Annotated in this window: 22 protein-coding genes; all 22 read left to right on the top strand. The window is 62.9% G+C overall.

The features are described 5' to 3' along the window. Positions 1-2: 2 nt before the first annotated feature. Positions 3-605, top strand: coding sequence for an NADH-quinone oxidoreductase subunit C (locus tag NKI39_RS06495; RefSeq protein WP_352831114.1), 603 nt, complete (start codon positions 3-5; stop codon positions 603-605). Further along, entirely contained in the window at positions 606-1796 is a 1191-nt protein-coding gene (locus tag NKI39_RS06490) for an NADH-quinone oxidoreductase subunit D (RefSeq protein WP_352831113.1), read from the top strand. Further along, positions 1793-2173: a hypothetical protein gene (locus tag NKI39_RS06485; RefSeq protein WP_352831111.1), complete on the top strand. Its 381-nt coding sequence runs from the start codon at positions 1793-1795 to the stop codon at positions 2171-2173. The genes NKI39_RS06490 and NKI39_RS06485 overlap by 4 nt, the downstream gene beginning before the upstream one ends. Further along, positions 2174-3241 carry an NADH-quinone oxidoreductase subunit NuoE gene (gene nuoE, locus NKI39_RS06480; protein ID WP_352831109.1) on the top strand — a complete coding sequence of 356 codons (1068 nt, stop codon included), beginning with the start codon at positions 2174-2176 and terminating at the stop codon, positions 3239-3241. Positions 3242-3251: 10 nt separating this feature from the next. Next, a complete protein-coding gene (gene nuoF / locus NKI39_RS06475) occupies positions 3252-4556 on the top strand; it encodes an NADH-quinone oxidoreductase subunit NuoF (protein WP_023676626.1) in 1305 nt (434 codons plus the stop codon). Between the two features lie 80 nt (positions 4557-4636). Then, positions 4637-5332 carry a helix-hairpin-helix domain-containing protein gene (locus NKI39_RS06470; RefSeq protein ID WP_352831107.1) on the top strand — a complete coding sequence of 232 codons (696 nt, stop codon included), beginning with the start codon at positions 4637-4639 and terminating at the stop codon, positions 5330-5332. 74 nt (positions 5333-5406) lie between these two features. Beyond that, on the top strand, positions 5407-7488 hold the full coding sequence (gene nuoG / locus NKI39_RS06465) for an NADH-quinone oxidoreductase subunit NuoG (RefSeq protein WP_352831105.1): 2082 nt from the start codon (positions 5407-5409) through the stop codon (positions 7486-7488). Positions 7489-7490: 2 nt separating this feature from the next. Next, positions 7491-8534 carry an NADH-quinone oxidoreductase subunit NuoH gene (gene nuoH, locus NKI39_RS06460; protein WP_352831103.1) on the top strand — a complete coding sequence of 348 codons (1044 nt, stop codon included), beginning with the start codon at positions 7491-7493 and terminating at the stop codon, positions 8532-8534. Further along, positions 8534-8791: a hypothetical protein gene (locus NKI39_RS06455; protein ID WP_352745070.1), complete on the top strand. Its 258-nt coding sequence runs from the start codon at positions 8534-8536 to the stop codon at positions 8789-8791. The genes nuoH and NKI39_RS06455 overlap by 1 nt, the downstream gene beginning before the upstream one ends. Next, the gene (nuoI, locus tag NKI39_RS06450) at positions 8788-9279 is read left to right on the top strand and encodes an NADH-quinone oxidoreductase subunit NuoI (RefSeq protein WP_352745068.1); all 492 of its coding nucleotides are present in this window, start codon (positions 8788-8790) and stop codon (positions 9277-9279) included. The genes NKI39_RS06455 and nuoI overlap by 4 nt, the downstream gene beginning before the upstream one ends. A 118-nt stretch (positions 9280-9397) precedes the next feature. After that, a complete protein-coding gene (locus tag NKI39_RS06445) occupies positions 9398-10018 on the top strand; it encodes an NADH-quinone oxidoreductase subunit J (RefSeq protein WP_352831101.1) in 621 nt (206 codons plus the stop codon). A 1-nt stretch (position 10019) separates the two neighbouring features. After that, positions 10020-10328 (top strand): NADH-quinone oxidoreductase subunit NuoK, encoded by a 309-nt coding sequence (gene nuoK, locus NKI39_RS06440; RefSeq protein WP_023676620.1) that lies wholly within the window; start codon positions 10020-10022, stop codon positions 10326-10328. A 10-nt stretch (positions 10329-10338) separates the two neighbouring features. Beyond that, positions 10339-12312 carry an NADH-quinone oxidoreductase subunit L gene (nuoL, locus tag NKI39_RS06435; RefSeq protein ID WP_352817111.1) on the top strand — a complete coding sequence of 658 codons (1974 nt, stop codon included), beginning with the start codon at positions 10339-10341 and terminating at the stop codon, positions 12310-12312. Further along, complete coding sequence (locus tag NKI39_RS06430; RefSeq protein ID WP_352681670.1) at positions 12312-13817, top strand: NADH-quinone oxidoreductase subunit M; 1506 nt, start codon at positions 12312-12314, stop codon at positions 13815-13817. The genes nuoL and NKI39_RS06430 overlap by 1 nt, the downstream gene beginning before the upstream one ends. A gap of 17 nt (positions 13818-13834) precedes the next feature. Next, positions 13835-15271, top strand: a complete 1437-nt coding sequence (gene nuoN, locus NKI39_RS06425) for an NADH-quinone oxidoreductase subunit NuoN (RefSeq protein WP_352768819.1) — start codon at positions 13835-13837, stop codon at positions 15269-15271. A 4-nt stretch (positions 15272-15275) separates the two neighbouring features. Further along, complete coding sequence (locus NKI39_RS06420; protein WP_352831099.1) at positions 15276-16097, top strand: biotin--[acetyl-CoA-carboxylase] ligase; 822 nt, start codon at positions 15276-15278, stop codon at positions 16095-16097. A 119-nt stretch (positions 16098-16216) separates the two neighbouring features. Next, the gene (locus NKI39_RS06415) at positions 16217-17887 is read left to right on the top strand and encodes a ribonuclease J (protein WP_352831097.1); all 1671 of its coding nucleotides are present in this window, start codon (positions 16217-16219) and stop codon (positions 17885-17887) included. A 120-nt stretch (positions 17888-18007) separates the two neighbouring features. Then, positions 18008-18412: a methylmalonyl-CoA epimerase gene (gene mce, locus NKI39_RS06410; protein ID WP_352539625.1), complete on the top strand. Its 405-nt coding sequence runs from the start codon at positions 18008-18010 to the stop codon at positions 18410-18412. Next, on the top strand, positions 18409-18693 hold the full coding sequence (locus NKI39_RS06405; protein WP_352470241.1) for a DUF1467 family protein: 285 nt from the start codon (positions 18409-18411) through the stop codon (positions 18691-18693). The genes mce and NKI39_RS06405 overlap by 4 nt, the downstream gene beginning before the upstream one ends. Before the next feature lie 560 nt (positions 18694-19253). Beyond that, positions 19254-20582, top strand: coding sequence for a proline--tRNA ligase (proS, locus tag NKI39_RS06400; RefSeq protein WP_352539626.1), 1329 nt, complete (start codon positions 19254-19256; stop codon positions 20580-20582). Then, on the top strand, positions 20579-21865 hold the full coding sequence (locus tag NKI39_RS06395) for a lipoprotein-releasing ABC transporter permease subunit (protein WP_352539627.1): 1287 nt from the start codon (positions 20579-20581) through the stop codon (positions 21863-21865). The genes proS and NKI39_RS06395 overlap by 4 nt, the downstream gene beginning before the upstream one ends. Further along, on the top strand, positions 21862-22545 hold the full coding sequence (locus tag NKI39_RS06390) for an ABC transporter ATP-binding protein (protein WP_254818120.1): 684 nt from the start codon (positions 21862-21864) through the stop codon (positions 22543-22545). Before NKI39_RS06395 ends, NKI39_RS06390 begins: the two co-directional genes overlap by 4 nt. The last annotated feature ends 290 nt before the right edge of the window (positions 22546-22835 follow it).

The raw sequence follows: 22835 nt of genomic DNA, 5'->3' as shown, positions 1-22835 counted from the left end.
GCATGACCCAGGCGTTGAATGACCTCTCGACCTATCTCGGCGAGAAGCTGATCGGCCGGATCGGCGAGGCGGTGTTCGCCTATGGCGAACTCACCATCTCGGTCGAGCCGCGCGACCTGATCGAGGTGGTGACCTTCCTGCGCGACGACCCGAAATGCCAGTTCATTTCGATCATCGACGTCTGCGGCGCCGATTATCCGTCACGGGCAAAGCGCTTCGACGTCGTCTATCACCTGCTGTCGCCGAGGCAGAATATCCGCATCCGGCTCAAGGTCCAGGCCGACGAAGAGACGCTCGTGCCGTCGATCACCGGGATATATCCCGGCGCCGACTGGTTCGAGCGCGAGACCTACGATCTCTACGGCGTGCTGTTTTCGGGCCATCCCGATCTGCGGCGGATCCTGACCGACTACGGCTTTGAAGGCCATCCGCTGCGCAAGGACTTTCCGCTGACCGGCTTCGTCGAGGTGCGTTACGACGACGAAGCCAAGCGCGTCATCTACGAGCCGGTGGAGCTCAAGCAGGAATTCCGCAATTTCGATTTTCTGTCTCCGTGGGAAGGTACGGATTACGTGCTTCCGGGGGATGAAAAGGCAAAGCAGTAAATGGCTGAAACCTCCGTTCGCAACTTCAACATCAATTTTGGCCCGCAACATCCAGCGGCGCACGGCGTTTTGCGCCTGGTGCTGGAGCTTGACGGCGAAGTCGTCGATCGCGTTGACCCGCATATCGGGCTGTTGCACCGCGGCACGGAAAAGCTGATCGAGGCCAAGACTTACCTGCAGGCCGTGCCCTATCTCGACCGGCTCGACTATTGCGCGCCGATGAACCAGGAGCATGCCTTCGCGCTTGCCGCGGAGCGGCTGCTCGGCATCGAGGTGCCGAAGCGCGGGCAGTTGATCCGAGTTCTCTACTCCGAGATCGGCCGCATCATGTCGCATATCCTCAACGTGACGACGCAGGCGATGGATGTCGGCGCGCTGACGCCGCCGCTGTGGGGCTTCGTCGAGCGCGAAAAGCTGATGGTGTTCTATGAGCGCGCCTCGGGTTCGCGCATGCACGCGGCCTATTTCCGCCCCGGCGGCGTCCACCAGGACCTGCCGCAGAAGCTGATCGAGGACATCGGCAGCTGGATCGACCCGTTCCTGAAATCGGTCGACGACCTCGACTCGCTCTTGACCGGCAACCGTATCTTCAAGCAGCGCAATGTAGACATTGCCACCGTCTCCCTGGCGGACGCCTGGGCCTGGGGTTTTTCAGGCGTCATGGTGCGCGGCTCGGGCGCGCCGTGGGACCTGCGCAAATCGCAGCCCTACGAATGCTATGCCGAGCTGGATTTCGACATTCCGATCGGCAAGAACGGTGACTGTTTCGACCGCTATCTGGTGCGCATGGAAGAGATGCGGCAGTCGGCGAAAATCATGCGCCAGTGCGTCGACCTGTTGCTCGGCAAGGAGGGCGCCGGCCCGGTGTCCAACCTTGACGGCAAGGTGGTGCCGCCGAAGCGCGCGGCGATGAAGCGCTCGATGGAAGCGCTGATCCATCACTTCAAGCTCTACACCGAAAGCTACCGCGTGCCGGCCGGCGAGGTCTATGCCGCAGTCGAGGCGCCAAAGGGCGAGTTCGGCGTCTATCTCGTCTCCGACGGCACCAACAAGCCCTATCGCTGCAAGCTGCGCGCGCCGGGCTTTGCGCATCTGCAAGCCATGGACTTTTTGTGCCGCGGCCACATGTTGGCAGACGTCACCGCTGTGCTTGGCTCCCTCGATATCGTCTTCGGGGAGGTGGATCGGTGAAGATGCGGAGCGCCCTGCATGTTGCTGCCGGTTTTGCTGCCGGAGTGGCAGGCATGGGTGCCGTTGCCGCCTGGGGCCGCTCGGCGGAAGCCTATTGGGTGTCCTGCCGCCTTGAGGGCGTGAAGACAGATGTCATGTGCAGGGTAACCACGACGGGCCGACTTTGGGATCTGGATTCCGGTTGGTATCTTTATGCCGATACGGCATATCCGGATTGGAATGTGGCCCTTGGCGCGGATTGCTCGGATCGGTATCGCGAATATCGCGACTATGTCGACACTACCCGGGGAAAGATCGGAAACGATGAGAGTACCGCGGTCTTGGCCAGGTCCGACCCTCGTTTTTATTTCGACTGCTACAACAGAGTTAAAAGCTAAATGTCAGTCCGCCGTCTCGCAGAAGCCAGCCTCCAGCCAGCCTCCTTCGCCTTCAACCGGGCGAATGCGGCGGCGGCGAAGCAGTGGATCAAGAAATATCCGAAGGGGCGCGAGCAATCCGCGATTATCCCCTTGCTCATGCTGGCGCAGGAGCAGGAAGGCTGGGTGACCAAGGCGGCGATCGAGACGATCTCCGACATGCTCGACATGCCCTATATCCGTGGGCTGGAAGTCGCCACCTTCTATACGCAATACCAGCTCAATCCGGTCGGCACCCGCGCTCATATCCAGGTCTGCGGCACCACGCCCTGCATGCTGCGCGGCTCGGAAGCGCTGATGGATGTGTGCCGCTCGAAAATCCATCACGACCAATTCCACACCAACGACAAGGGCACGCTGTCGTGGGAGGAGGTCGAGTGCCTCGGCGCCTGCGTCAACGCACCGATGGTGATGATATTCAAGGACACCTATGAGGATTTGACGCCGGAGCGGCTTGCCGAGATCATCGACCTCTATGACGCCGGCAAAGGTGCTTCGGTGACGCCAGGACCGCAAAACGGCCGCATCACCTCTGAGCCGGCCAGTGGCCTGACGACCCTCAAGAGCGAAAAGGCGATCCTCAAGGCGACCCGCGACCGGGAAACCAGGGCGGCGACCAAGGCCGCCAAGGATGCAGAGCCGGCGGCTGCCGCCGCAGCACCAGTTCCGCCAGCGGCTTCGGCCGCGCCTGCACCGGCGCCGGTTGCGCCCTCGAATGCCAGCAAGCCGAAAACCGACGCGGTCGAGACCAACCCGGCGCTGAAATCGCCGTCGGCCACGAAAGTCGCGCCCGCGGTGGAGAAGGCGGCGAGCGTCGCAGCGCCTCTGCATTCGGCCGCCAATGCCAACAAGGCCGAGCCGCAGGTCGAGGACGTCTCGAAACAGCGCAAGGGCCCCAAGAACAAGGCCGAGCCGGCGTCTGCCTTCAAGGCGCCGGAGGCCAAGGTCAAACCGGCGAAGGCTGCCGCCAAGGCGGCCAAGGCGTCGCCCGGAAACAAGAGCCGGCCGACCGGCAAGAAGCCGGTCTGAGGAACGAGCAATGCTTCAGGACAGAGACCGCATCTTCAACAACATCTACGGCCGCTTCGACAAGTCGCTGGCCGGCGCCATGGCGCGCGGCGCCTGGGACAACACGCCCGGCATCGTTGCCAAGGGGCGCGAGTGGATCGTCAACGAGATGAAGGCATCGGGCCTGCGCGGCCGCGGCGGCGCCGGTTTCCCGACCGGGCTCAAATGGTCGTTCATGCCCAAGCAAAGCGACGGCCGGCCGAGCTATCTCGTCGTCAATGCCGACGAGTCCGAGCCCGGCACCTGCAAGGACCGCGACATACTGCGCCATGACCCGCACACGCTGGTCGAAGGCTGCCTGCTTGCCGGCTTCGCCATGGGCGCGGTCGCCGCCTACATCTATGTGCGCGGCGAGTTCATCCGCGAGCGCGAGGCGCTGCAACGCGCCATAGACGAGGCCTATGCGGCCAAGCTGATCGGCAAGAACAACACCTCCGGCTACGATTTCGACATTTACATGCACCATGGCGCCGGCGCCTATATCTGCGGCGAGGAAACGGCGCTGCTCGAAAGCCTCGAGGGCAAGAAGGGCCAGCCGCGGCTGAAGCCGCCATTTCCGGCCAATGTCGGCCTCTATGGCTGCCCGACGACGGTCAACAATGTCGAGTCCATCGCTGTCGCGCCGACCATCCTGCGCCGCGGTGCCGCCTGGTTCTCGTCCTTCGGCCGGCCCAACAATGTCGGCACCAAGCTGTTCTGCATCTCCGGCCACGTCAACAATCCGTGCACCGTCGAAGAGGCGATGTCGATCCCGTTCCGCGAACTGATCGAGACGCATTGCGGCGGCATCCGCGGCGGCTGGGACAACCTGCTGGCGGTCATTCCGGGCGGCGCCTCGGTGCCGCTGGTGCCGGCCGAGCAGATCATCGACGCGCCGATGGATTTCGATGCGTTGCGCGACCTGAAATCGGGCCTCGGCACGGCGGCTGTCATCGTCATGGACAAATCGACCGATATCGTGAAGGCGATCGCGCGGCTGTCCTATTTCTACAAGCACGAGAGCTGCGGCCAGTGCACGCCTTGCCGTGAGGGCACCGGCTGGATGTGGCGGGTGATGGAACGGCTGGTGCGCGGCGAGGCGCAGAAGCGCGAGATCGACATGCTGCTCGACGTGACGAAGCAGGTCGAGGGCCACACGATCTGTGCGCTGGGCGATGCGGCGGCGTGGCCGATCCAGGGCCTGATGCGGCATTTCCGCGGCGAGGTGGAGCGGCGCATCGACGAGTTTTCGCGCAACGCACACCGCGCCGAACCGGTGCTGGCGGCGGCGGAATAGAAGAATTCAAAAAATTGCGGGCGAATGCCCGAAACGAGGAAACGAGCGCGGGGCAGACGGAAACGACCAGGAGACCACCTATGTCGCTGTTTTCGACACCCGACGATTTTACGCCCGATATGGACCCGTTGTTGAAGATGAACCAGGATCTGACCAGGATGATGCCGAAGGAGATGGCCAATGCCGTCAATCTCCTGGCGCATCCTGTCGCGGGCGCGGCGGCGATGACGGCACTCGGCATCGGCCTTGCCAACCACGCCTTTGGTATCTGGATGGGCGTGCTTTCAGGCGCCGCCGAGACCTCGCAGCGGCTTTGGCAACCGGTCGCCGAGGATTTCGAGGCGCGAACGGAACGCTTTTCCGCGACCGGCAAAAGCTCCTCGACCAAGGCGCGCGCGGCGACCAAAACCCTGATTGCCGAGGCGCAGTCCTTCGCCAACGATGTGACTGACATTGCGACGAGCACCGCTGCACGGAGCTTGGCGAATGCCAGCACCGTTGCAGCGGATGCGTCGGCTGGGCTGATGCCGGAAGATTTCAAGCAGCCCAAGCCGATGGATCGGCCAGCCGAGCCGGCCGACCTCAAGGCGATATCGGGCATCGGGCCGAAACTGGAAAAGGTGCTGAACGGCCTTGGCATCTGGACATACGCCCAGATCGCCGCGTGGACGCCGCAAGAGATCGCCTGGGTCGAAGATTACCTGTCGTTGAAGGGCCGCATCGGCCGCGACAGCTGGATCGGTCAGGCGGCCGCGTTGGCCGGGGCCAAAAAGTGAATTCAATATCGTGCGCGGTCTCGGCTGCGCCCGGAAGGAAAGATTGCGGAACGTCCGCAGGGGTTTGAGGCGAAATGGCAAAGCTCAAGGTCGACGGGAAAGAGATCACTGTACCCGACCACTACACGCTGCTGCAGGCGGCCGAGGACGCCGGCGCGGAAGTGCCGCGCTTCTGCTTCCACGAGCGGCTGTCGATCGCCGGCAATTGCCGCATGTGCCTGATTGAGGTGAAAGGCGGTCCGCCCAAGCCGCAGGCGTCCTGCGCCATGGGCGTGCGCGACCTGCGCCCCGGCCCGAACGGCGAGCCGCCGGAAATCTTCACCAACACGCCGATGGTCAAGAAGGCGCGCGAAGGCGTGATGGAATTCCTGCTGATCAACCATCCGCTGGACTGCCCGATCTGCGACCAGGGCGGCGAGTGCGACCTGCAGGACCAGGCGATGGCGTTCGGAGTCGATTCCTCGCGCTACCATGAGAACAAGCGGGCGGTCGAAGACAAGTATATCGGGCCGCTGGTCAAGACCATCATGAACCGCTGCATCCATTGCACGCGCTGTGTCCGCTTTACCACCGAGATTGCCGGCATCTCCGAGCTCGGCCTGATCGGCCGCGGCGAGGATGCCGAGATCACCACCTATCTCGAAAGCGCGATGACTTCGGAACTGCAAGGCAATGTCATCGACCTTTGCCCGGTTGGTGCGCTGACCTCCAAACCGTACGCCTTCCAGGCACGGCCGTGGGAACTGACCAAGACCGAATCCATCGACGTGATGGACGCCGTCGGCTCCGCGATCCGCGTCGATAGCCGAGGCCGCGAAGTGATGCGCATCCTGCCGCATACCAACGAGGCGGTGAACGAGGAGTGGATTTCCGACAAGACCCGCTTCATCTGGGATGGTCTGCGCACGCAGCGCCTCGACCGGCCCTATGTGCGAAAGGAGGGCAGACTGGCCCCGGCAAGCTGGGCCGAGGCTTTTGCCGCGATCAAGGAAGCGGTGTCGAATGCCGCACCCGAAAAGATCGGTGCCATTGCCGGCGATCTTGCCGCCGTCGAGGAGATCTACGCGCTGAAGCTTCTGATGGCTTCGCTCGGCTCGAAGAACACCGACTGCCGCCAGGACGGCGCCGCACTCGATCCGTCGCTCGGCCGGGCGAGCTATGTGTTCAACCCGACCATCGAAGGCATCGAACAGGCCGATGCGGTGCTGATCATCGGCGCCAATCCGCGCTTCGAGGCATCCTTGCTCAACGCCCGCATCCGCAAGCGCTGGCGGGCCGGCAATCTGCCAGTCGGCGTCATCGGCGATGTCGGCGATACGCGCTATGATTACGAGCAGCTCGGCGCCGGGCCGGAATCGCTGAAGGATCTGGCCGACGGCAATGGCAAGTTCTTCCAACTGCTGAAGAAGGCGACGCATCCGCTGATCATCGTCGGACAGGGTGCGCTGGCGCGTCCGGACGGGGCGGCCGTGCTCGGCCAGGCGGCGAAGCTCGCCGTCGCCGTCAACGCCGCCAGGGCCGACTGGAACGGCTTTGCCGTGCTGCACACTGCCGCGGCACGCGTCGGCGGCCTCGATGTCGGGTTTGTGCCGGGCGAGGGCGGCAGGAACGTCGCCGGCATGCTGGGCGAGACCGATGTGCTGTTCCTGCTCGGCGCCGACGAAATCGACATGGCAAAGACCGGCGGCGCTTTCGTCGTCTATATCGGCACGCATGGCGACAAGGGCGCACACCGCGCCAACGTCATCCTGCCGGGTGCCGCCTATACCGAGAAGTCGGGCACCTTCGTCAACACCGAGGGGCGCGTGCAGCAGACCAACCGTGCCGGCTTCGCGCCCGGTGAGGCACGCGAGGACTGGGCGATCCTTCGGGCACTATCGGATGTGCTTGGCAAGAAGCTGCCGTTCGATTCGCTGCCGCAGCTGCGCGCTAAGCTCTATGCGGAATACCCGCATCTTGCCCGCATCGACCATGTCGCGGCCGGCGACCCGGCCGACATCGCCAGGGTTGCCAAGCTCGGCGGGCGGCTGAACAAGGGCACCTTCACCTCGCCGGTCAAGGATTTCTACCTGACCAACCCGATCGCGCGGGCTTCCGCGGTGATGGCCGAGTGCTCGGCTTTGGCGAAGAACGGCTTCAGGCAGGCGGCGGAGTAGACATGGACACCTTCTTCTCCTTCTACGTGCTGCCGGCGCTGCTGATCCTTTTGAAGTCGGTCGTGCTGATCATCGTTCTGTTGATCTTCGTCGCCTATGTGCTTTACGCCGACCGCAAGATCTGGGCGGCGGTGCAATTGCGCCGCGGACCGAACGTCGTCGGCCCGTGGGGCACGCTGCAGGCGTTCGCCGATCTGCTGAAATTCGTCTTCAAGGAGCCGGTCATCCCGTCCGGCGCCAACAAGGGCGTTTTCCTGCTGGCGCCCTTGGTGTCGGCGGTGCTGGCGATCTCTGCCTGGGCGGTCATACCGGTCAATGAAGGCTGGGCGATCGCCAACGTCAATGTCGGCATCCTCTATGTCTTCGCCATCTCCTCGCTCGAGGTCTATGGCGTCATCATGGGCGGCTGGGCGTCCAATTCGAAATACCCCTTCCTCGGCGCGCTGCGCTCGGCGGCGCAGATGGTGTCCTACGAAGTCTCCATCGGTTTCGTCATTGTCACCGTGCTGCTTTGCGTCGGCTCGCTCAACCTGTCCGACATCGTCTTGTCGCAGCAGGACGGGCTGGGCACACGGCTCGGCCTGCCCAACACCTTCCTCGACTGGCATTGGCTGTCGCTGTTCCCGATGTTCATCGTCTTCTTCATCTCGGCATTGGCCGAGACCAACCGGCCGCCCTTCGACCTTGTGGAAGCCGAATCGGAACTCGTCGCCGGCCATATGGTCGAATATTCCTCGACGCCGTTCCTGTTGTTCTTCCTCGGCGAATATGTCGCCGTCGTCCTGATGTGCGCGCTGGCCACCATCCTGTTCCTTGGCGGCTGGCTGCCGCCCTTCAACTTCGCGCCGTTCACCTGGGTGCCGGGGCTGATCTGGTTCGTGCTCAAGGTCTGCCTGGTGTTCTTCATGTTCTCCATGGTGAAGGCGTTCGTGCCGCGCTACCGCTACGACCAGCTGATGCGGCTCGGCTGGAAGGTCTTCCTGCCGATCTCGCTGTTCATGGTGGTCGCCACCGCCGCCTTCCTCAAGATCACGGGGTTTGCGTGATGGGCAGTCTGATCGTTGGTTTTCTAGGCGCAGCTGTCGGCGTGCTTGTTGCGCTCTTTGGCAACGTCGTTGTGCTGCCCTACGTTTTGCGGCAACAGGACCAAAGGTTGGCAGCAAACTACCGAGTGCCGGTGTTTGGCTGGGACAAGCAGATATTGGCGTCGATGACGAGACTTGCATACCGTTTCCTGATGCCTGTCTTTTTCGGATTTATCGGCGCAATCGCTGCAACACAGATCTTTGGGGGTGCTGAATGAGTACGCTATCCCAGGCCGCCAAGTCACTGCTTTTGCAGGACTTCGTCAGCGCTTTCTTCCTGTCGATGCGCCAATTCTTCGCGCCGAAGGAGACCATCAACTATCCGCATGAAAAGGGGCCGGTCAGCCCGCGCTTCCGTGGCGAACATGCGCTGCGCCGCTACCCGAACGGCGAGGAACGCTGCATCGCCTGCAAACTATGCGAGGCGATCTGCCCGGCGCAGGCCATCACCATCGAAGCCGGCCCACGTCGCAATGACGGCACGCGGCGCACCGTGCGCTACGACATTGATATGGTGAAATGCATTTACTGCGGCTTCTGCCAGGAAGCCTGCCCGGTCGACGCCATTGTCGAGGGCCCGAATTTCGAATTCGCGACGGAGACGCGCGAGGAGCTTTATTACGACAAGGACAGGCTCCTGGCCAATGGCGACCGCTGGGAGCGTGAACTGGCGCGCAACATCTCGCTGGATGCGCCTTACCGCTGATATTTGACGCATGGACGGGGCGAGGGCCCTCGTTTAAGGAACACGCAACTTGCCGACCGGAGGCGGTGGCAAAAAACAGGACGAACGTCCTGTTCTGACAGGAAACCCGGGGGAACCCATGCTGAGTGGACTAGAGGCGGCCTTTTTCTACCTCTTCGCCTTTGTCGCGGTGGCATCGGCGTTCATGGTCATATCGGCGCGCAATCCCGTGCATTCGGTGCTGTTCCTGATCCTGACCTTCTTCAACGCCGCCGGCCTTTTCATGCTGACCGGCGCCGAGTTCCTGGCGATGATCCTGCTCGTCGTCTATGTCGGCGCGGTGCTGGTGCTGTTCCTGTTCGTCGTCATGATGCTCGACGTCGACTTCGCCGAAATGAAGGAAGGCGCCCTGCAATATGCACCGATCGGCGCGCTGGTCGGGCTGATCCTGGCGGCGGAGCTGATCGTGGTGCTCGGCGGCTATACATTCGCGCCGAAACTGGTGGCGACGGTCGCCAAACCCATTCCGGACCTGGCCGCGCGCTCGAACACGGCAGCGCTCGGCGACATCCTCTATACGGATTACCTCTATTACTTCCAGGTGGCGGGGCTGGTGCTGCTGGTCGCCATGATCGGCGCCATCGTGCTGACGCTGCGCCACAAGCCGGGCGTCAAGCGGCAGTCGATCGCCGCCCAGGTCGGCCGCACGGCGGCAACCGGAGTGGAAATCCGCAAGGTCAAGACGGGCGAAGGAGTCTGAGATGGTCGTCGGCATCGCGCACTACCTGACCGTATCGGCGATCCTGTTCACGCTCGGCGTGTTCGGCATCTTCCTGAACCGCAGGAACGTCATCGTCATCCTGATGTCGATCGAGCTGATCCTGCTTGCCGTCAACATCAATTTCGTCGCCTTCTCGGCGGCGCTCGGCGACCTGGTCGGCCAGGTGTTCGCACTGTTCGTGCTGACGGTCGCGGCGGCCGAAGCGGCGATCGGCCTTGCCATTCTCGTCGTCTTCTTCCGCAACCGCGGCTCGATCGCGGTCGAAGACGTGAACATGATGAAGGGTTGACGGAACCACCATGTATCAGGCCATCGTCTTCCTTCCGCTGCTCGGCTTCTTGATCGTCGGCCTGTTCGGCACTTCGCTCGGCGCCAAGGCTTCAGAATACATCACCTCCGGCTTCCTGGTGATCGCGGCTGTGCTGTCGTGGGTCGCCTTCTTCTCGGTCGGCTTCGGCGGCGGCGAGGTGTTCACCGTGCCGGTGATGCGCTGGATCCAGTCGGGCGGGCTGGAGGCGTCCTGGGCGCTCAGGATCGACACGCTGACGGTGGTCATGCTGGTCGTCGTCAACACGGTGTCGTCGCTGGTCCATATCTACTCGATCGGCTACATGCATCACGATCCGGACCGGCCGCGCTTCTTCGCCTATCTGTCGCTGTTTACCTTCGCCATGCTGATGCTGGTGACGGCCGACAACCTCGTGCAGATGTTCTTCGGCTGGGAAGGCGTCGGCCTTGCCTCCTATCTGCTGATCGGCTTCTGGTACAAGAAGCCTTCGGCCAATGCGGCTGCAATCAAGGCCTTCGTCGTCAACCGCGTCGGCGATTTCGGCTTTGCGCTCGGCATCTTCGGCGTGTTCGTGCTGTTCGGCTCGGTCAATCTCGGCACCATCTTCGCCAATGCGGCGACGTTCATTCCGGCGGAAGGCGCGCCGCAAGGTGCGGCCGTGCTGACCTTCCTCGGCTATGCACTCGACAGGCAGGCTGCGATGACGGTCGTCTGCCTGCTCCTGTTCATGGGCGCCATGGGCAAGTCGGCGCAGGTGCCGCTGCACACCTGGCTGCCGGATGCCATGGAGGGCCCGACGCCGGTCTCGGCACTGATCCATGCCGCCACCATGGTGACGGCAGGCGTGTTCATGCTGGCGCGGTTGTCGCCGCTGTTCGAGCTGTCGCATTCGGCACTGACGGTGGTCACCTTCATCGGCGCTTTCACCGCCTTCTTCGCGGCGACAGTCGGTCTCGTCCAGAACGACATCAAGCGCGTCATCGCCTATTCGACCTGTTCGCAGCTCGGCTACATGTTCGTGGCGCTCGGCGTCGGTGCCTATGGCGCAGCGATTTTCCATCTGTTCACCCACGCCTTCTTCAAGGCGCTGCTGTTCCTCGGCTCGGGCTCGGTCATCCACGCCGTCTCCGACGAGCAGGACATGCGCAAAATGGGCGGCCTGAGGACGCTGATTCCGACGACTTACTGGATGATGGTGATCGGCACGTTGGCGCTGACCGGTGTCGGCATTCCGGTAACGATCATCGGCACGGCCGGCTTCTTTTCCAAGGACGCCATCATCGAAGCGGCCTTCGCCGGCCACAATGCGGTCGCCGCGTTTGCCTTCATATTGCTGGTCATTGCTGCCTGCTTCACCTCCTTCTACTCCTGGCGGCTGATCTTCATGACCTTCCACGGCGAGCCGCGGGCCAGCCACGAGGTCATGCACCATGTCCATGAATCGCCACCGGTCATGCTGGTACCGCTGTTCATCCTGGCGGCGGGCGCGCTGTTCGCCGGCGTGATCTTCCACGGCGCCTTCATTGGCGAGGGCTATGCCGAATTCTGGAAGGCGTCGCTGTTCACGCTGCCGGACAACCACATCCTGCACGAAATCCACGAAGTGCCGTTGTGGGTCGAGCTGTCACCGTTCATCGCCATGCTGATCGGCTTTGCGATTGCCTGGCAGTTCTATATTCGCGCGCCGGAAATGCCTCGGAGCGTCGCCGCCAACCATCGCCTGCTCTACGCCTTCCTGCTCAACAAATGGTATTTCGACGAGCTCTACGACTTCCTGTTCGTGCGGCCGGCAAAGCGCCTCGGCAGCTTCCTGTGGAAGACCGGCGACGGCACCGTCATCGATGGGCTTGGGCCGGACGGCATTTCGGCGCGCGTCGTCGACGTCACCAACCGGGTCGTCAAGCTGCAGACCGGCTATCTCTACCACTATGCCTTCGCCATGCTGATCGGCGTTGCCGCACTCGTCACCTGGATGATGCTCTGATGACCGCCTGGCCGATCCTATCGCTGGTCACCTTCCTGCCGCTGGTTGGTGTGCTGCTCATCCTTTTCGTGCGTGACGACAGCGAGAACGCGCGCCGCAACATCCGCGCCATCGCGTTGTTCACGACCGCGTTCACCTTCGTGGTTTCGCTGTTCATCTGGACCGGCTTCGACAATTCGCAGCCCGGCTTCCAGTTCGTCGAGAAGTTTGCCTGGCTGGATTCCGGCATCTCCTACCATATGGGCGTAGACGGCATCTCCATGCTGTTCGTCATCCTGACCACCTTCCTGATGCCGCTCTGCATCCTCGCCTCGTGGGAATCGATCGAGAAGCGCGTCAAGGCCTATATGATCGCCTTCCTGCTGCTCGAGACGCTGATGATCGGCGTGTTCTGCGCGCTCGACATCGTCTTGTTCTACGTCTTCTTCGAAGCCGGCCTGATCCCGATGTTCATCATCATCGGCGTGTGGGGCGGCAAGCGGCGCGTCTATGCCTCGTTCAAGTTCTTCCTCTATACGCTGGCCGGCTCGGTGCTGATGCTGCTCGCCATCATGGCGATGTTCTTCCAGTCCGGCACCACCGATATCCCGACGCTTCTGACGCATAACTTCCCGGCCAATATGCAGACCTGGCTATGGCTTGCCTTCTTCGCGTCCTTCGCGGTGAAGATGCCGATGTGGCCGGTGCACACCTGGCTGCCGGACGCGCATGTCGAAGCACCGACGGCCGGCTCGGTGATCCTGGCCGCCATCCTGCTCAAGATGGGCGGGTACGGCTTCCTGCGCTTTTCGCTGCCGATGTTTCCGATCGCATCCGAAATGTTCGCGCCGCTGATCTTCACGCTCTCCGTTGTCGCCATCATCTACACCTCGCTGGTGGCGCTGATGCAGGAGGACATGAAGAAGCTGATCGCCTATTCGTCGGTCGCTCACATGGGCTTCGTTACCATGGGCATCTTCGCGATGAACCAGGAAGGCGTCCAGGGTTCGATCTTTCAGATGCTGTCGCACGGCCTGGTCTCCGGCGCGCTGTTCCTCTGCGTCGGCGTCGTCTACGACCGCATGCATACGCGTGACATCGACGCCTATGGCGGGTTGGTCAACAACATGCCGAAATATGCAACCGTGTTCATGATCTTCACCATGGCCAATGTCGGCCTGCCCGGCACCAGCGGCTTCGTCGGCGAGTTCCTGACCATGCTCGGCGTGTTCCGGGTCAACACCTGGGTGGCGTTCTTCGCCGCCACGGGCGTCGTCCTTTCGGCGGCCTATGCGCTCTGGCTCTACCGCAAGGTGATCTTCGGCGCGCTGACCAAGGAAAGCCTGAAAGGCCTGCTCGACCTGTCGACGCGCGAGAAGGTGATCATCTATCCGCTGGTCGCGCTGGTCATCTTCTTCGGCGTCTATCCGGCGCCGATCTTCGACGCGACCGCCGAATCGGTCAAGGCGCTCGTTACCAATGTCACCGCATCCATCGGCGCCGCGCAGACCGCGGCGGCGAACTGACTGGGGGTTTGCGAACCATGACGCCGGACCTTCTCTCAAGCCTGTCGCTCTCGACGCCAGAGCTGATCCTCGCCCTCGGCGCCTTGGCGCTGTTGATGCTCGGCGCCTATTCTCGCGCCAACACCACTGTCACGGTGAGCGGCCTTGCCGTCGCCGTGCTGGTGATCGCCGGCGCCTGGCTGATCTTTTCGCCGGGACAGGGCAACGCCTATGGCGAAGCCTTCATCCAGGACCCATTCGCCCGCTTCATGAAGGTGCTGGCGCTGGTCGGCTCGGCGGTGACGCTGGTCATGTCGGTCCGCTTTGCCCAGGCGGAGCGTTTCGACAAGTTCGAATATCCGGTGCTGATCCTGCTCTGCACGCTCGGCATGATGCTGATGATCTCGGCCAACGGCATGATCGGGCTCTATCTCGGCCTCGAGCTGCAATCGCTGGCGATCTACGTGCTGGCGGCGATCAACCGCGACAATCTGCGCTCGACCGAGGCCGGGCTGAAGTACTTCGTCCTTGGCGCGCTGTCATCGGGCATGCTGCTTTACGGCATCTCGCTGGTCTACGGCTACACCGGCAACACCGGCTTCCAGGAGATCGCCGCGGCGCTGAGCGGCGGCGAGCGCCAGCTCGGCCTCGTCTTCGGCCTGGTTTTTGTGCTGGCCGGCCTTGCCTTCAAGATCTCGGCGGTGCCGTTCCATATGTGGACGCCCGACGTCTATGAAGGCGCGCCGACGCCGGTGACGGCTTTTCTGGCGGCGGCACCGAAGATGGCGGCGATGGCACTGATGGTGCGCGTCACCATGGGCGCCTTCAAGCCGATCGCCGCCGACTGGCAGCAGATCATCGTCTTCATCTCGATCGCCTCGATGGCGCTTGGTGCCTTCGCGGCCATCGGCCAGACCAACATCAAACGGCTGATGGCCTATTCCTCCATCGGCCATATGGGTTATGCTCTGGTCGGCCTTGCCGCCAACAGCCAGGACGGCGTGCGCGGCGTCGCCATCTACATGCTGATCTATCTGGTGATGACGCTCGGCACCTTCGCCTTCATCCTCGCCATGCGGCGAAAGGAGGGCAATGTCGAGCAGATCAGCGATCTCGCCGGCCTGTCGGCGACCAATCCGATCATGGCGACGATCCTCACCATCCTGATGTTCTCGCTGGCCGGCATCCCGCCGCTCGCCGGCTTCTGGGGGAAATGGTACGTGTTCCTCGCCGCCATCAATGCCAACCTCTACGCGCTGGCGATCATCGGCGTGCTCGCGTCTGTGGTGGGCGCCTACTATTATCTGCGCATCATCAAGATCATGTGGTTCGACGAACCGGTCGGCGGCTTCGTGCCGATGGCGTCCGAACTGCGCGTCGTGCTCGGCGCCTGCGGCGCTTTCGTGCTGTTCTACGTGCTGATCGGCGGCCCGATCGGAACCTACGCCGCTGCCGCAGCCAAGACCTTCTTCTGACGGAATGACGTTCAGGCTGGCTCCAACCGCGGCTTCGGACGGGTTCCGGCTCGAGGCGCACGACACGGTCGGCTCCACCAACGCGCTGGCGCTGGAGCACGCACGGGCCGGCGATCCGGGCAAACTCTGGGTCGTCTCCAAAAAGCAGGAAGCGGGGCGTGGCCGCCGTGGCCGCGCCTGGGCGACGCCCGAGGGTAATCTGGCAGCGACGTTGCTGGTGATCACCAACACCGAGCTTCGGCTTGCCGCGACGCTCGGCTTCGTTGCTGGACTGGCGCTGGCCGACGCGCTCGACGCTGTCGTGCCGAAGGGCAGGATCGCGATCGGCCTCGATGGTGCGAGCCAAGGCAAAAACCGTTTCGAACTGAAATGGCCGAACGATGTGCTTGCCTCGGGCGCCAAGCTCGCCGGCATCCTGCTGGAATCGGCGATGCTGGATGGCGACCGTTCGGCGGTGGCTATCGGTATCGGCGTCAACGTGGTGGCATACCCTGAGGATTTGCCTTATCCAGCGACGTCGCTCAGCGCGCTGGGGTCTGCTTGCGATGCCGAGACGCTGTTTCTGGCGCTATCGGATGCCTGGAGCGAGAATGCGCGGCTGTGGAACGAAGGGCGTGGGCTTGCCGCCGTCAGGCGGCGGTGGCTGGCGCGTGCGGCGGGGCTTGGCGGGCGGGTTGCTGTCAGAATTGACGGTAATGTGGTGCGTGGCACCTTCGAGACCATTGACGAGGACTGCCGTTTCGTGATCCGCGACGATGAAGGTTCGGTTCTGACGATCGCCGCCGGCGACGTGCATTTCGGCGCGGTTGCCTCGGCCGGCGTTTGACCGGCCAATACGTTTGACTGGCCAGGTATTTGACCAGCTTGAATTTGACCGGCCGACAATTTTGACCGGCCCACAATTTTGACCGGCCCGCAATTTTGACCGGCAAGGAAGGAAAGACCATGGCGACAGCGGAAAACGCCGAACTTGTCTTCGTGCCGCTCGGCGGTGTCGGCGAGATCGGCATGAACTTTGCCCTCTACGGCTATGGACCGGCCAATGCGCGCGAATGGATCGTGGTCGACGTCGGCGTCACCTTTCCCGATGCAACCCTGCCCGGCGTCGACCTGGTTCTGCCCGACACACGCTTCATCGAGGAGAATGTCGCCAATCTGCGCGGCATCGTCATCACCCATGCGCATGAGGACCATTATGGCGCGCTCCACGACATCTGGCCGAAGCTCAAGACGCCGGTGTGGATGACGCCGTTCAGCGCCGGCCTGCTGGAAGCCAAGCGGCAGGGCGAGCAAGGGGCGCCGAAGATCCCGGTGACGATCTACCGGGCCGGCGAGAAATTCACCGTCGGCCCGTTCGAGATCGAGGCCATCCCTGTTGCGCACTCCATTCCCGAACCGATGTCGCTGGCGATCACGACGCCGGCCGGCGTCGTCATCCATACCGGCGACTGGAAGATCGATCCGGCGCCGACGGTCGGGCCGATGACCGACGAGGCGCGCTTCCGAGCCTATGGCGACAAGGGCGTGCTGGCGCTGGTCTGCGATTCCACCAATGCGATGCGGGAAGGGGAATCGCCGTCCGAAGTGGCGGTGGGCGAGGGCCTCAAGAGCGTCATCCAGAACGCCAACGGCCGGGTCGCCGTCACCAGCTTCTCCTCCAATGTCGGGCGTATCGTCTCCATCGCCAAGGCGGCGCGGGATGCCGGCCGCCAGTGCCTGGTGATTGGCCGCTCGATGAAGCGAGTCATCGATGTGGCTGATGAACTCGGCTATATGGACGGGTTGCCGGAATTCATCGCCGAGGAGGATTACGGCTTCATCCCGCGCGAAAACCTCGTCATCATCTGCACCGGCAGCCAGGGCGAGCCGCTTGCCGCACTTGCCAAGCTGTCGCGCGACGAGATGAAGTCGGTGGCGCTGACGGCCGGCGACACGGTGGTGTTTTCCTCGCGCACCATTCCCGGCAACGAGAAGGCGATCCTCGAAATCAAGAACCGCCTGATCGATCTCGGCATCAAGATCATCGAGGACGGCGATGCGCTGGTGCATGTCTCCGGCCATCCACGCCGCAGCGAATTGCGCAAGATGTATGAATGGGTGCGGCCGCAGATCGGCGTTCCCGTGCATGGCGAAGCGGCGCATCTGGTGGCGCAGGGCTCGCTGATGTCGACGTCCGGTATCGGCCAGGTCGCGCAGGTGCGCGACGGCGACATGCTCAGGCTGTATCCGGGTGCCGCCGCCATCATCGACCAGGTGCCGTTCGGCCGCATCTACAAGGATGGAAGGCTGATCGGCACCGACCAGGCGATGGGCATTCGCGACCGCCGCAAGCTGTCCTTTGCCGGCCATGTCGCCGTCAATGTCGTGCTCGACGACAAATACGAGCTTGCCGGCGATCCCGATCTGGTCGCCATCGGCGTCGCCGAGGCCGACGGCAGCGGTGAGAGCCTGGAAGACCTGATGATCGATGCGGCAATCGGCGCCGTGGACTCCATCCCCCGCCAGCGCCGAAAAGACCTCGACCTAGTCCAGGAGGCGGTGCGGCGCGCGGTGCGCGGCGCGGCCAACGAAGCCTGGGGCAAGAAGCCGCTGGTGACGGTGTTCGTCACAAGATGAGGGAGTAGGGGAGTATGGCAGTAGGGGAGTAGGGAAGAACAGATAGTTTGCACTCTCCAAACTTGTTTTTCGTACTCCCGTACTCCCCTATTCCCCTACTCCCCTAACCGGGAGCACTCTATGCTCGGACGCCTCAACCATGTCGCGCTTGCGGTGCCGGATCTGGCCGCGGCTGCGGCGGTCTATCGCGATACGCTTGGCGCGCGCGTGACCGCGCCGCAGGCGCTGCCGGAGCATGGCGTTACGGTGGTGTTCGTCGATGTCGGCAACACCAGGATCGAGTTGCTCGAGCCGCTCGGCGAAGCCTCGCCGATCGCCGCATTCCTCGCGAAGAATCCGTCCGGCGGCATGCACCATGTCTGCTATGAGGTGGATGACATTGTTGCGGCGCGCGACCGTCTCAAGGCCAGCGGCGCGTGCGTGCTCGGCGACGGCAATCCGAAGATCGGCGCACATGGCAAGCCGGTATTGTTTCTGCACCCCAAGGATTTCTTCGGCACGCTGGTCGAACTGGAGCAAGCATGAGTTGGGTTTCGTTTATCGCCCTGTTCTTCGCCACGTGGTGGGTGGTGTTGTTCGCCGTCCTGCCGTTCAGCATGCGGACGCAGGACGAGGATCGGGACGTGACGCTTGGCACGGTTCCGAGCGCACCGCGCGGACCGCACATGCTGCGCGCCGCGCTGCGCACGACGATCGCCACGCTGGTCCTCATGGGTATCTTCTACGGCATCACGAGAGGGCTTGGCCTCGGTATCGACGACATCCCGCACATCGTGCCGGATTTTAACCAGAGCCCAGCGCATTAGCCGGCTACCGATCGTGTCCGACTATCCCAGCCTAGCCGAGGCTCTGAAATCAAGCTGAGCCAGCAAGATCAACCCAAAGTAAAGGCCGGGGCGGGTTTGGGCTGACGCAACGTCATGTAGTTTGGTAATCCGTCGTGCTAACCAGATGATTGCACAAAAAAAATGCAAGGCGCGAGGCCTTGCAATTTAAACGCGTCCGATCTGTTTCCGGTGTCCGGCGGCAGCGAGTTACCGCGCCTAGATCGCATCCTCCCAAGACTTTGACCGCGTAGGAGGGCAGATTTTTCTCTACCCTCTCGGTTATGGGGGCACACTAGCCTAAGGCGGGTGAAAATGTCACGAAGAATTTTGCCCAGAAACAGGCAATCTCGTGCTGCAGTGCACAATAGTACGGCAGGCGTTGCTTGCGAAACGCCCAGCAAGCCGCGTGCGGCAATTGCGGCGCCTGTGCAGCGCCTGGGCCGGGTTTCCATTCCGCCATGAAATGGCTATGAAGCCGGGGCAAGCAAGCCTGCGCTGCGCCGATTCCGGCGCCGCCATCCTCTCTCACGGACCAGTTCATGCGTTTGTCGCGCTATTTCCTGCCCATCCTCAAAGAAAATCCGCGCGAGGCCGAGATCGTCTCGCATCGGCTGATGCTGCGCGCCGGCATGATCCGCCAGCAGGGGCAGGGCAGCTTTTCCTGGCTGCCGCTCGGCAAGCGGGTGCTGGACAAGGTCTGCCGGATCATTCGCGAGGAGCAGAATCGCGCCGGCGCACTCGAAATCCTGATGCCGACCATCCAATCGGCCGAGCTGTGGCGCGAAAGCGGCCGCTATGAAGACTACGGCAAGGAGATGCTGCGCATCAAGGACCGGCAAGACCGCGATATGCTCTACGGGCCGACCAACGAGGAGATGGTCACCGAGATCTTCCGCTCCTATGTCAAGTCCTACAAGGACCTGCCGCTCAACCTCTATCACATCCAGTGGAAGTTTCGCGACGAGGTGCGCCCGCGCTTCGGCGTCATGCGTTCGCGCGAGTTCCTGATGAAGGACGCCTATTCCTTCGACCTCGATTATGAAGGCGCCAAGGCCGCCTATAACCGCATGTTCGTTTCCTATCTCAGGACGTTTACGCGCATGGGGCTGCAGGCCATCCCGATGCGCGCCGACACCGGGCCGATCGGCGGCGACCTCAGCCATGAGTTCATCATCCTGGCCGACACCGGCGAGAGCCAGGTGTTCTGCCATCGCGATTATCTTTCGCTGGCAGTGCCCGGCGCAGACACTGATTTTTCGAACGACGCCGAGATCGGCGGCATCGTCACGACGTGGACGACGCCCTATGCCGCCACCGACGAGATGCATGACGAGGCGGCGTGGGAGAAGGTGCCCGCGAGCGACCGGGTCTCGGCGCGCGGCATCGAGGTTGGGCATATCTTCCATTTCGGCGACAAATATTCCAAGCCGATGGGCGCCAAGGTGACCGGGCCGGACGGCAAGGATCATTTCGTTTCTGGCGGTTCCTACGGAATCGGCCCGTCCAGGCTGGTCGCGGCGATCATCGAGGCCAGCCATGACGATAACGGCATCATCTGGCCGGAGGCGGTGGCACCGTTCGATGTCGGCCTGATCAACATGAAGGCTGGCGATGCCGAATGCGACCGCGTCTGCGGCGAGCTGAATGCCGCCTTTGCCGCCGCCGGCAAGGAGGTGCTCTACGACGACACCGACCAGCGGCCGGGCGGCAAGTTCGCCACCGCCGACCTGATCGGGCTCCCGTGGCAGGTGATCGTCGGGCCGCGTGGTGTCGCCGCCGGCGAGGTCGAGATCAAGAACCGCAGGACCGGCGAGCGCGAGACGCTGCCGATCGGCGACGTGAAAAAGCGTTTCGGTGCCGCCGCATGAACGAAGCGGCGGCAGCAAGACCACCGGGCGCCGGGCCTTTTTCCGGCTTCGAACGCTTGGTGGCGTGGCGCTATCTGCGCTCGCGTCGCAAGGAGACGGTGATCTCGGTGATCGCCTCGATCTCCTTCCTCGGCATCATGCTGGGCGTCGCCACGCTGATCGTCGTCATGGCAGTCATGAACGGCTTTCGCGCCGAACTGCTGACGCGCATCCTAGGCGTCAACGGGCACCTGATCGTGCAGCCGCTCGACATGCCGCTGGAGGACTATGCCCAGGTCGCTGGCCGCATCAACGGCGTGCCCGGCGTCAAATACGCCATCCCGCTGATCGACGGGCAGGTGCTGGCGCAAGGCAATGTCGGCGGCGGCACCGGCGCGCTGGTGCGCGGCATACGCGGCGAGGATCTCGGCAAGATCACCATCGTCGCCAACAACATCAAGGAGGGCTCGATCGTCGGCTTCGACACCGGCGAAGGCGTCGCCATCGGCAGCCGCATGGCCGAAAATCTCGGCCTTGTGCTCGGCGATACCATCACGCTGATCTCGCCCGAGGGCGACATCACGCCGCTCGGCACGACGCCGCGTATGAAAGGCTATCCGATAACCGCGATCTTCGAGGTCGGCATGTCGGAATATGACAGTTCCATCGTCTACATGCCGTTTTCCGAAGCGCAGCTTTACTTCAACATGGACGGAAGGGCGCAGACGATCGAGATCTACGCCGACAATCCCGACAATATCGACGCGCTGAAGCCGAAGGTCGAAGAGGCGGCGCAGCGGCCGATCAGCCTTGTCGATTGGCGGGAGCGTAACAAGACGTTCTTCGACGCGCTGCAGGTCGAGCGCAACGTCATGTTCATGATCCTGACGCTGATCGTGCTGGTGGCGGCGCTCAACATCATTTCGGGCCTGATCATGCTGGTGAAGGACAAGGGCCACGACATCGCCATCCTGCGCACCATGGGCGCCACGCGCGGCGCGATCCTGCGCATCTTCCTGATGACCGGGGCTGCGATCGGCGTTGTCGGCACTATCGCCGGCGTGCTGCTCGGCATCGTGATCTGCCTCAACGTCGAGCGCATCCGCCAGTTCTTCTCCTGGCTGGCCAACGAGCGGCTGTTCAATCCCGAGCTTTATTTCCTGAGCCAGCTGCCGGCCCGCATGGATGCCAGCGAGACGATCTCGGTCGTTCTCATGGCTTTGGCGCTGTCATTCCTGGCGACACTGTTTCCGGCATGGCGCGCTGCCAGGCTCGATCCGGTCGAAGCGCTGAGGTACGAATGATGGCCGAGGCCATTATCGAGCTGAAGAGCGTCGAACGCCACTATGTACAGGGGCCGCGCAAGCTGACCATCCTGAACGGCGCCGATTTTTCGCTGAAGCGTGGCGAGATGGTGGCGCTTGTGGCGCCGTCGGGCACCGGCAAGTCGACGCTGCTCCACACTGCCGGGCTGCTGGAGCGACCGGACGCCGGCGACGTGATCCTGGCGGGGCGCGCCTGCGGCCGGCTTTCCGACGACGAACGCACGGCGATCCGCCGCAACGATGTCGGCTTCGTCTACCAGTTCCATCATTTGTTGCCTGAGTTTTCTGCGCTGGAAAACATCATGATGCCGCAGCTGATAAAAGGGCTGCCGCGCAAGGAGGCGGCCGAGCGGGCGGCGCAATTGCTCGACTATATGCAGATCGGCAAGCGCGCGCAGCATCGTCCTTCCGAGCTCTCCGGCGGCGAGCAGCAGCGCGTCGCCATTGCGCGTGCCGTCGCCAATGCGCCGCTGGTGCTTTTGGCCGACGAGCCGACCGGCAATCTCGACCCGGTGACCGCTTCCTATGTGTTCGAGGCGCTGGCAGCGCTGGTCCGGCAATCGGGCCTGGCGGCGCTCATCGCCACCCACAATCACGAGCTCGCCTCGCGCATGGACCGCCGCGTGACGCTCGCCGACGGCAAGGTCGTGCCGCTTTAGGGTGCGCTGCAATTGAGGCGATGACGGCCTGCGAGCTGCCGTGCGCCGTCCCGCCGCCTTTCGCGCGCCTGTCGGCCGCGAAACGCTCGGCATTTCCCTCTCAACCCTTTCTTAACTTTGTCGAATTGACCGGGCGCAAATTCCGGTGACGTCCGGACTGCGATCGTTGACATTCGAACAAAATTAGAACAAAATACGAACATACTAACAACAGGAGAGAGTTATGACCGATCTTGTTCAGGATGTCGTCTCGCTGGTGTGCATGAGCACGTTCCTCATTTCCATGGCAA

Source organism: Mesorhizobium sp. M0664, from assembly GCF_040320565.1.
In the GTDB taxonomy this organism is placed as follows: Bacteria; Pseudomonadota; Alphaproteobacteria; order Rhizobiales; family Rhizobiaceae; genus Mesorhizobium.
Note: the sequence above shows the minus strand (reverse complement) of the source record. Positions and strands in the feature narration are given on the sequence as shown.

Bases quoted from the DNA above. Each gene is read 5' to 3' on its own strand.
- NKI39_RS06495 (WP_352831114.1), top strand. From the start codon at position 3: ATGACCCAGGCGTTGAATGACCTCTCGACCTATCTCGGCGAGAAGCTG.
- NKI39_RS06490 (WP_352831113.1), top strand. From the start codon at position 606: ATGGCTGAAACCTCCGTTCGCAACTTCAACATCAATTTTGGCCCGCAA.
- nuoE (WP_352831109.1), top strand. From the start codon at position 2,174: ATGTCAGTCCGCCGTCTCGCAGAAGCCAGCCTCCAGCCAGCCTCCTTC.
- nuoF (WP_023676626.1), top strand. From the start codon at position 3,252: ATGCTTCAGGACAGAGACCGCATCTTCAACAACATCTACGGCCGCTTC.
- NKI39_RS06470 (WP_352831107.1), top strand. From the start codon at position 4,637: ATGTCGCTGTTTTCGACACCCGACGATTTTACGCCCGATATGGACCCG.
- nuoG (WP_352831105.1), top strand. From the start codon at position 5,407: ATGGCAAAGCTCAAGGTCGACGGGAAAGAGATCACTGTACCCGACCAC.
- nuoH (WP_352831103.1), top strand. From the start codon at position 7,491: ATGGACACCTTCTTCTCCTTCTACGTGCTGCCGGCGCTGCTGATCCTT.
- NKI39_RS06455 (WP_352745070.1), top strand. From the start codon at position 8,534: ATGGGCAGTCTGATCGTTGGTTTTCTAGGCGCAGCTGTCGGCGTGCTT.
- nuoI (WP_352745068.1), top strand. From the start codon at position 8,788: ATGAGTACGCTATCCCAGGCCGCCAAGTCACTGCTTTTGCAGGACTTC.
- NKI39_RS06445 (WP_352831101.1), top strand. From the start codon at position 9,398: ATGCTGAGTGGACTAGAGGCGGCCTTTTTCTACCTCTTCGCCTTTGTC.
- nuoK (WP_023676620.1), top strand. From the start codon at position 10,020: ATGGTCGTCGGCATCGCGCACTACCTGACCGTATCGGCGATCCTGTTC.
- nuoL (WP_352817111.1), top strand. From the start codon at position 10,339: ATGTATCAGGCCATCGTCTTCCTTCCGCTGCTCGGCTTCTTGATCGTC.
- NKI39_RS06430 (WP_352681670.1), top strand. From the start codon at position 12,312: ATGACCGCCTGGCCGATCCTATCGCTGGTCACCTTCCTGCCGCTGGTT.
- nuoN (WP_352768819.1), top strand. From the start codon at position 13,835: ATGACGCCGGACCTTCTCTCAAGCCTGTCGCTCTCGACGCCAGAGCTG.
- NKI39_RS06420 (WP_352831099.1), top strand. From the start codon at position 15,276: ATGACGTTCAGGCTGGCTCCAACCGCGGCTTCGGACGGGTTCCGGCTC.
- NKI39_RS06415 (WP_352831097.1), top strand. From the start codon at position 16,217: ATGGCGACAGCGGAAAACGCCGAACTTGTCTTCGTGCCGCTCGGCGGT.
- mce (WP_352539625.1), top strand. From the start codon at position 18,008: ATGCTCGGACGCCTCAACCATGTCGCGCTTGCGGTGCCGGATCTGGCC.
- NKI39_RS06405 (WP_352470241.1), top strand. From the start codon at position 18,409: ATGAGTTGGGTTTCGTTTATCGCCCTGTTCTTCGCCACGTGGTGGGTG.
- proS (WP_352539626.1), top strand. From the start codon at position 19,254: ATGCGTTTGTCGCGCTATTTCCTGCCCATCCTCAAAGAAAATCCGCGC.
- NKI39_RS06395 (WP_352539627.1), top strand. From the start codon at position 20,579: ATGAACGAAGCGGCGGCAGCAAGACCACCGGGCGCCGGGCCTTTTTCC.
- NKI39_RS06390 (WP_254818120.1), top strand. From the start codon at position 21,862: ATGATGGCCGAGGCCATTATCGAGCTGAAGAGCGTCGAACGCCACTAT.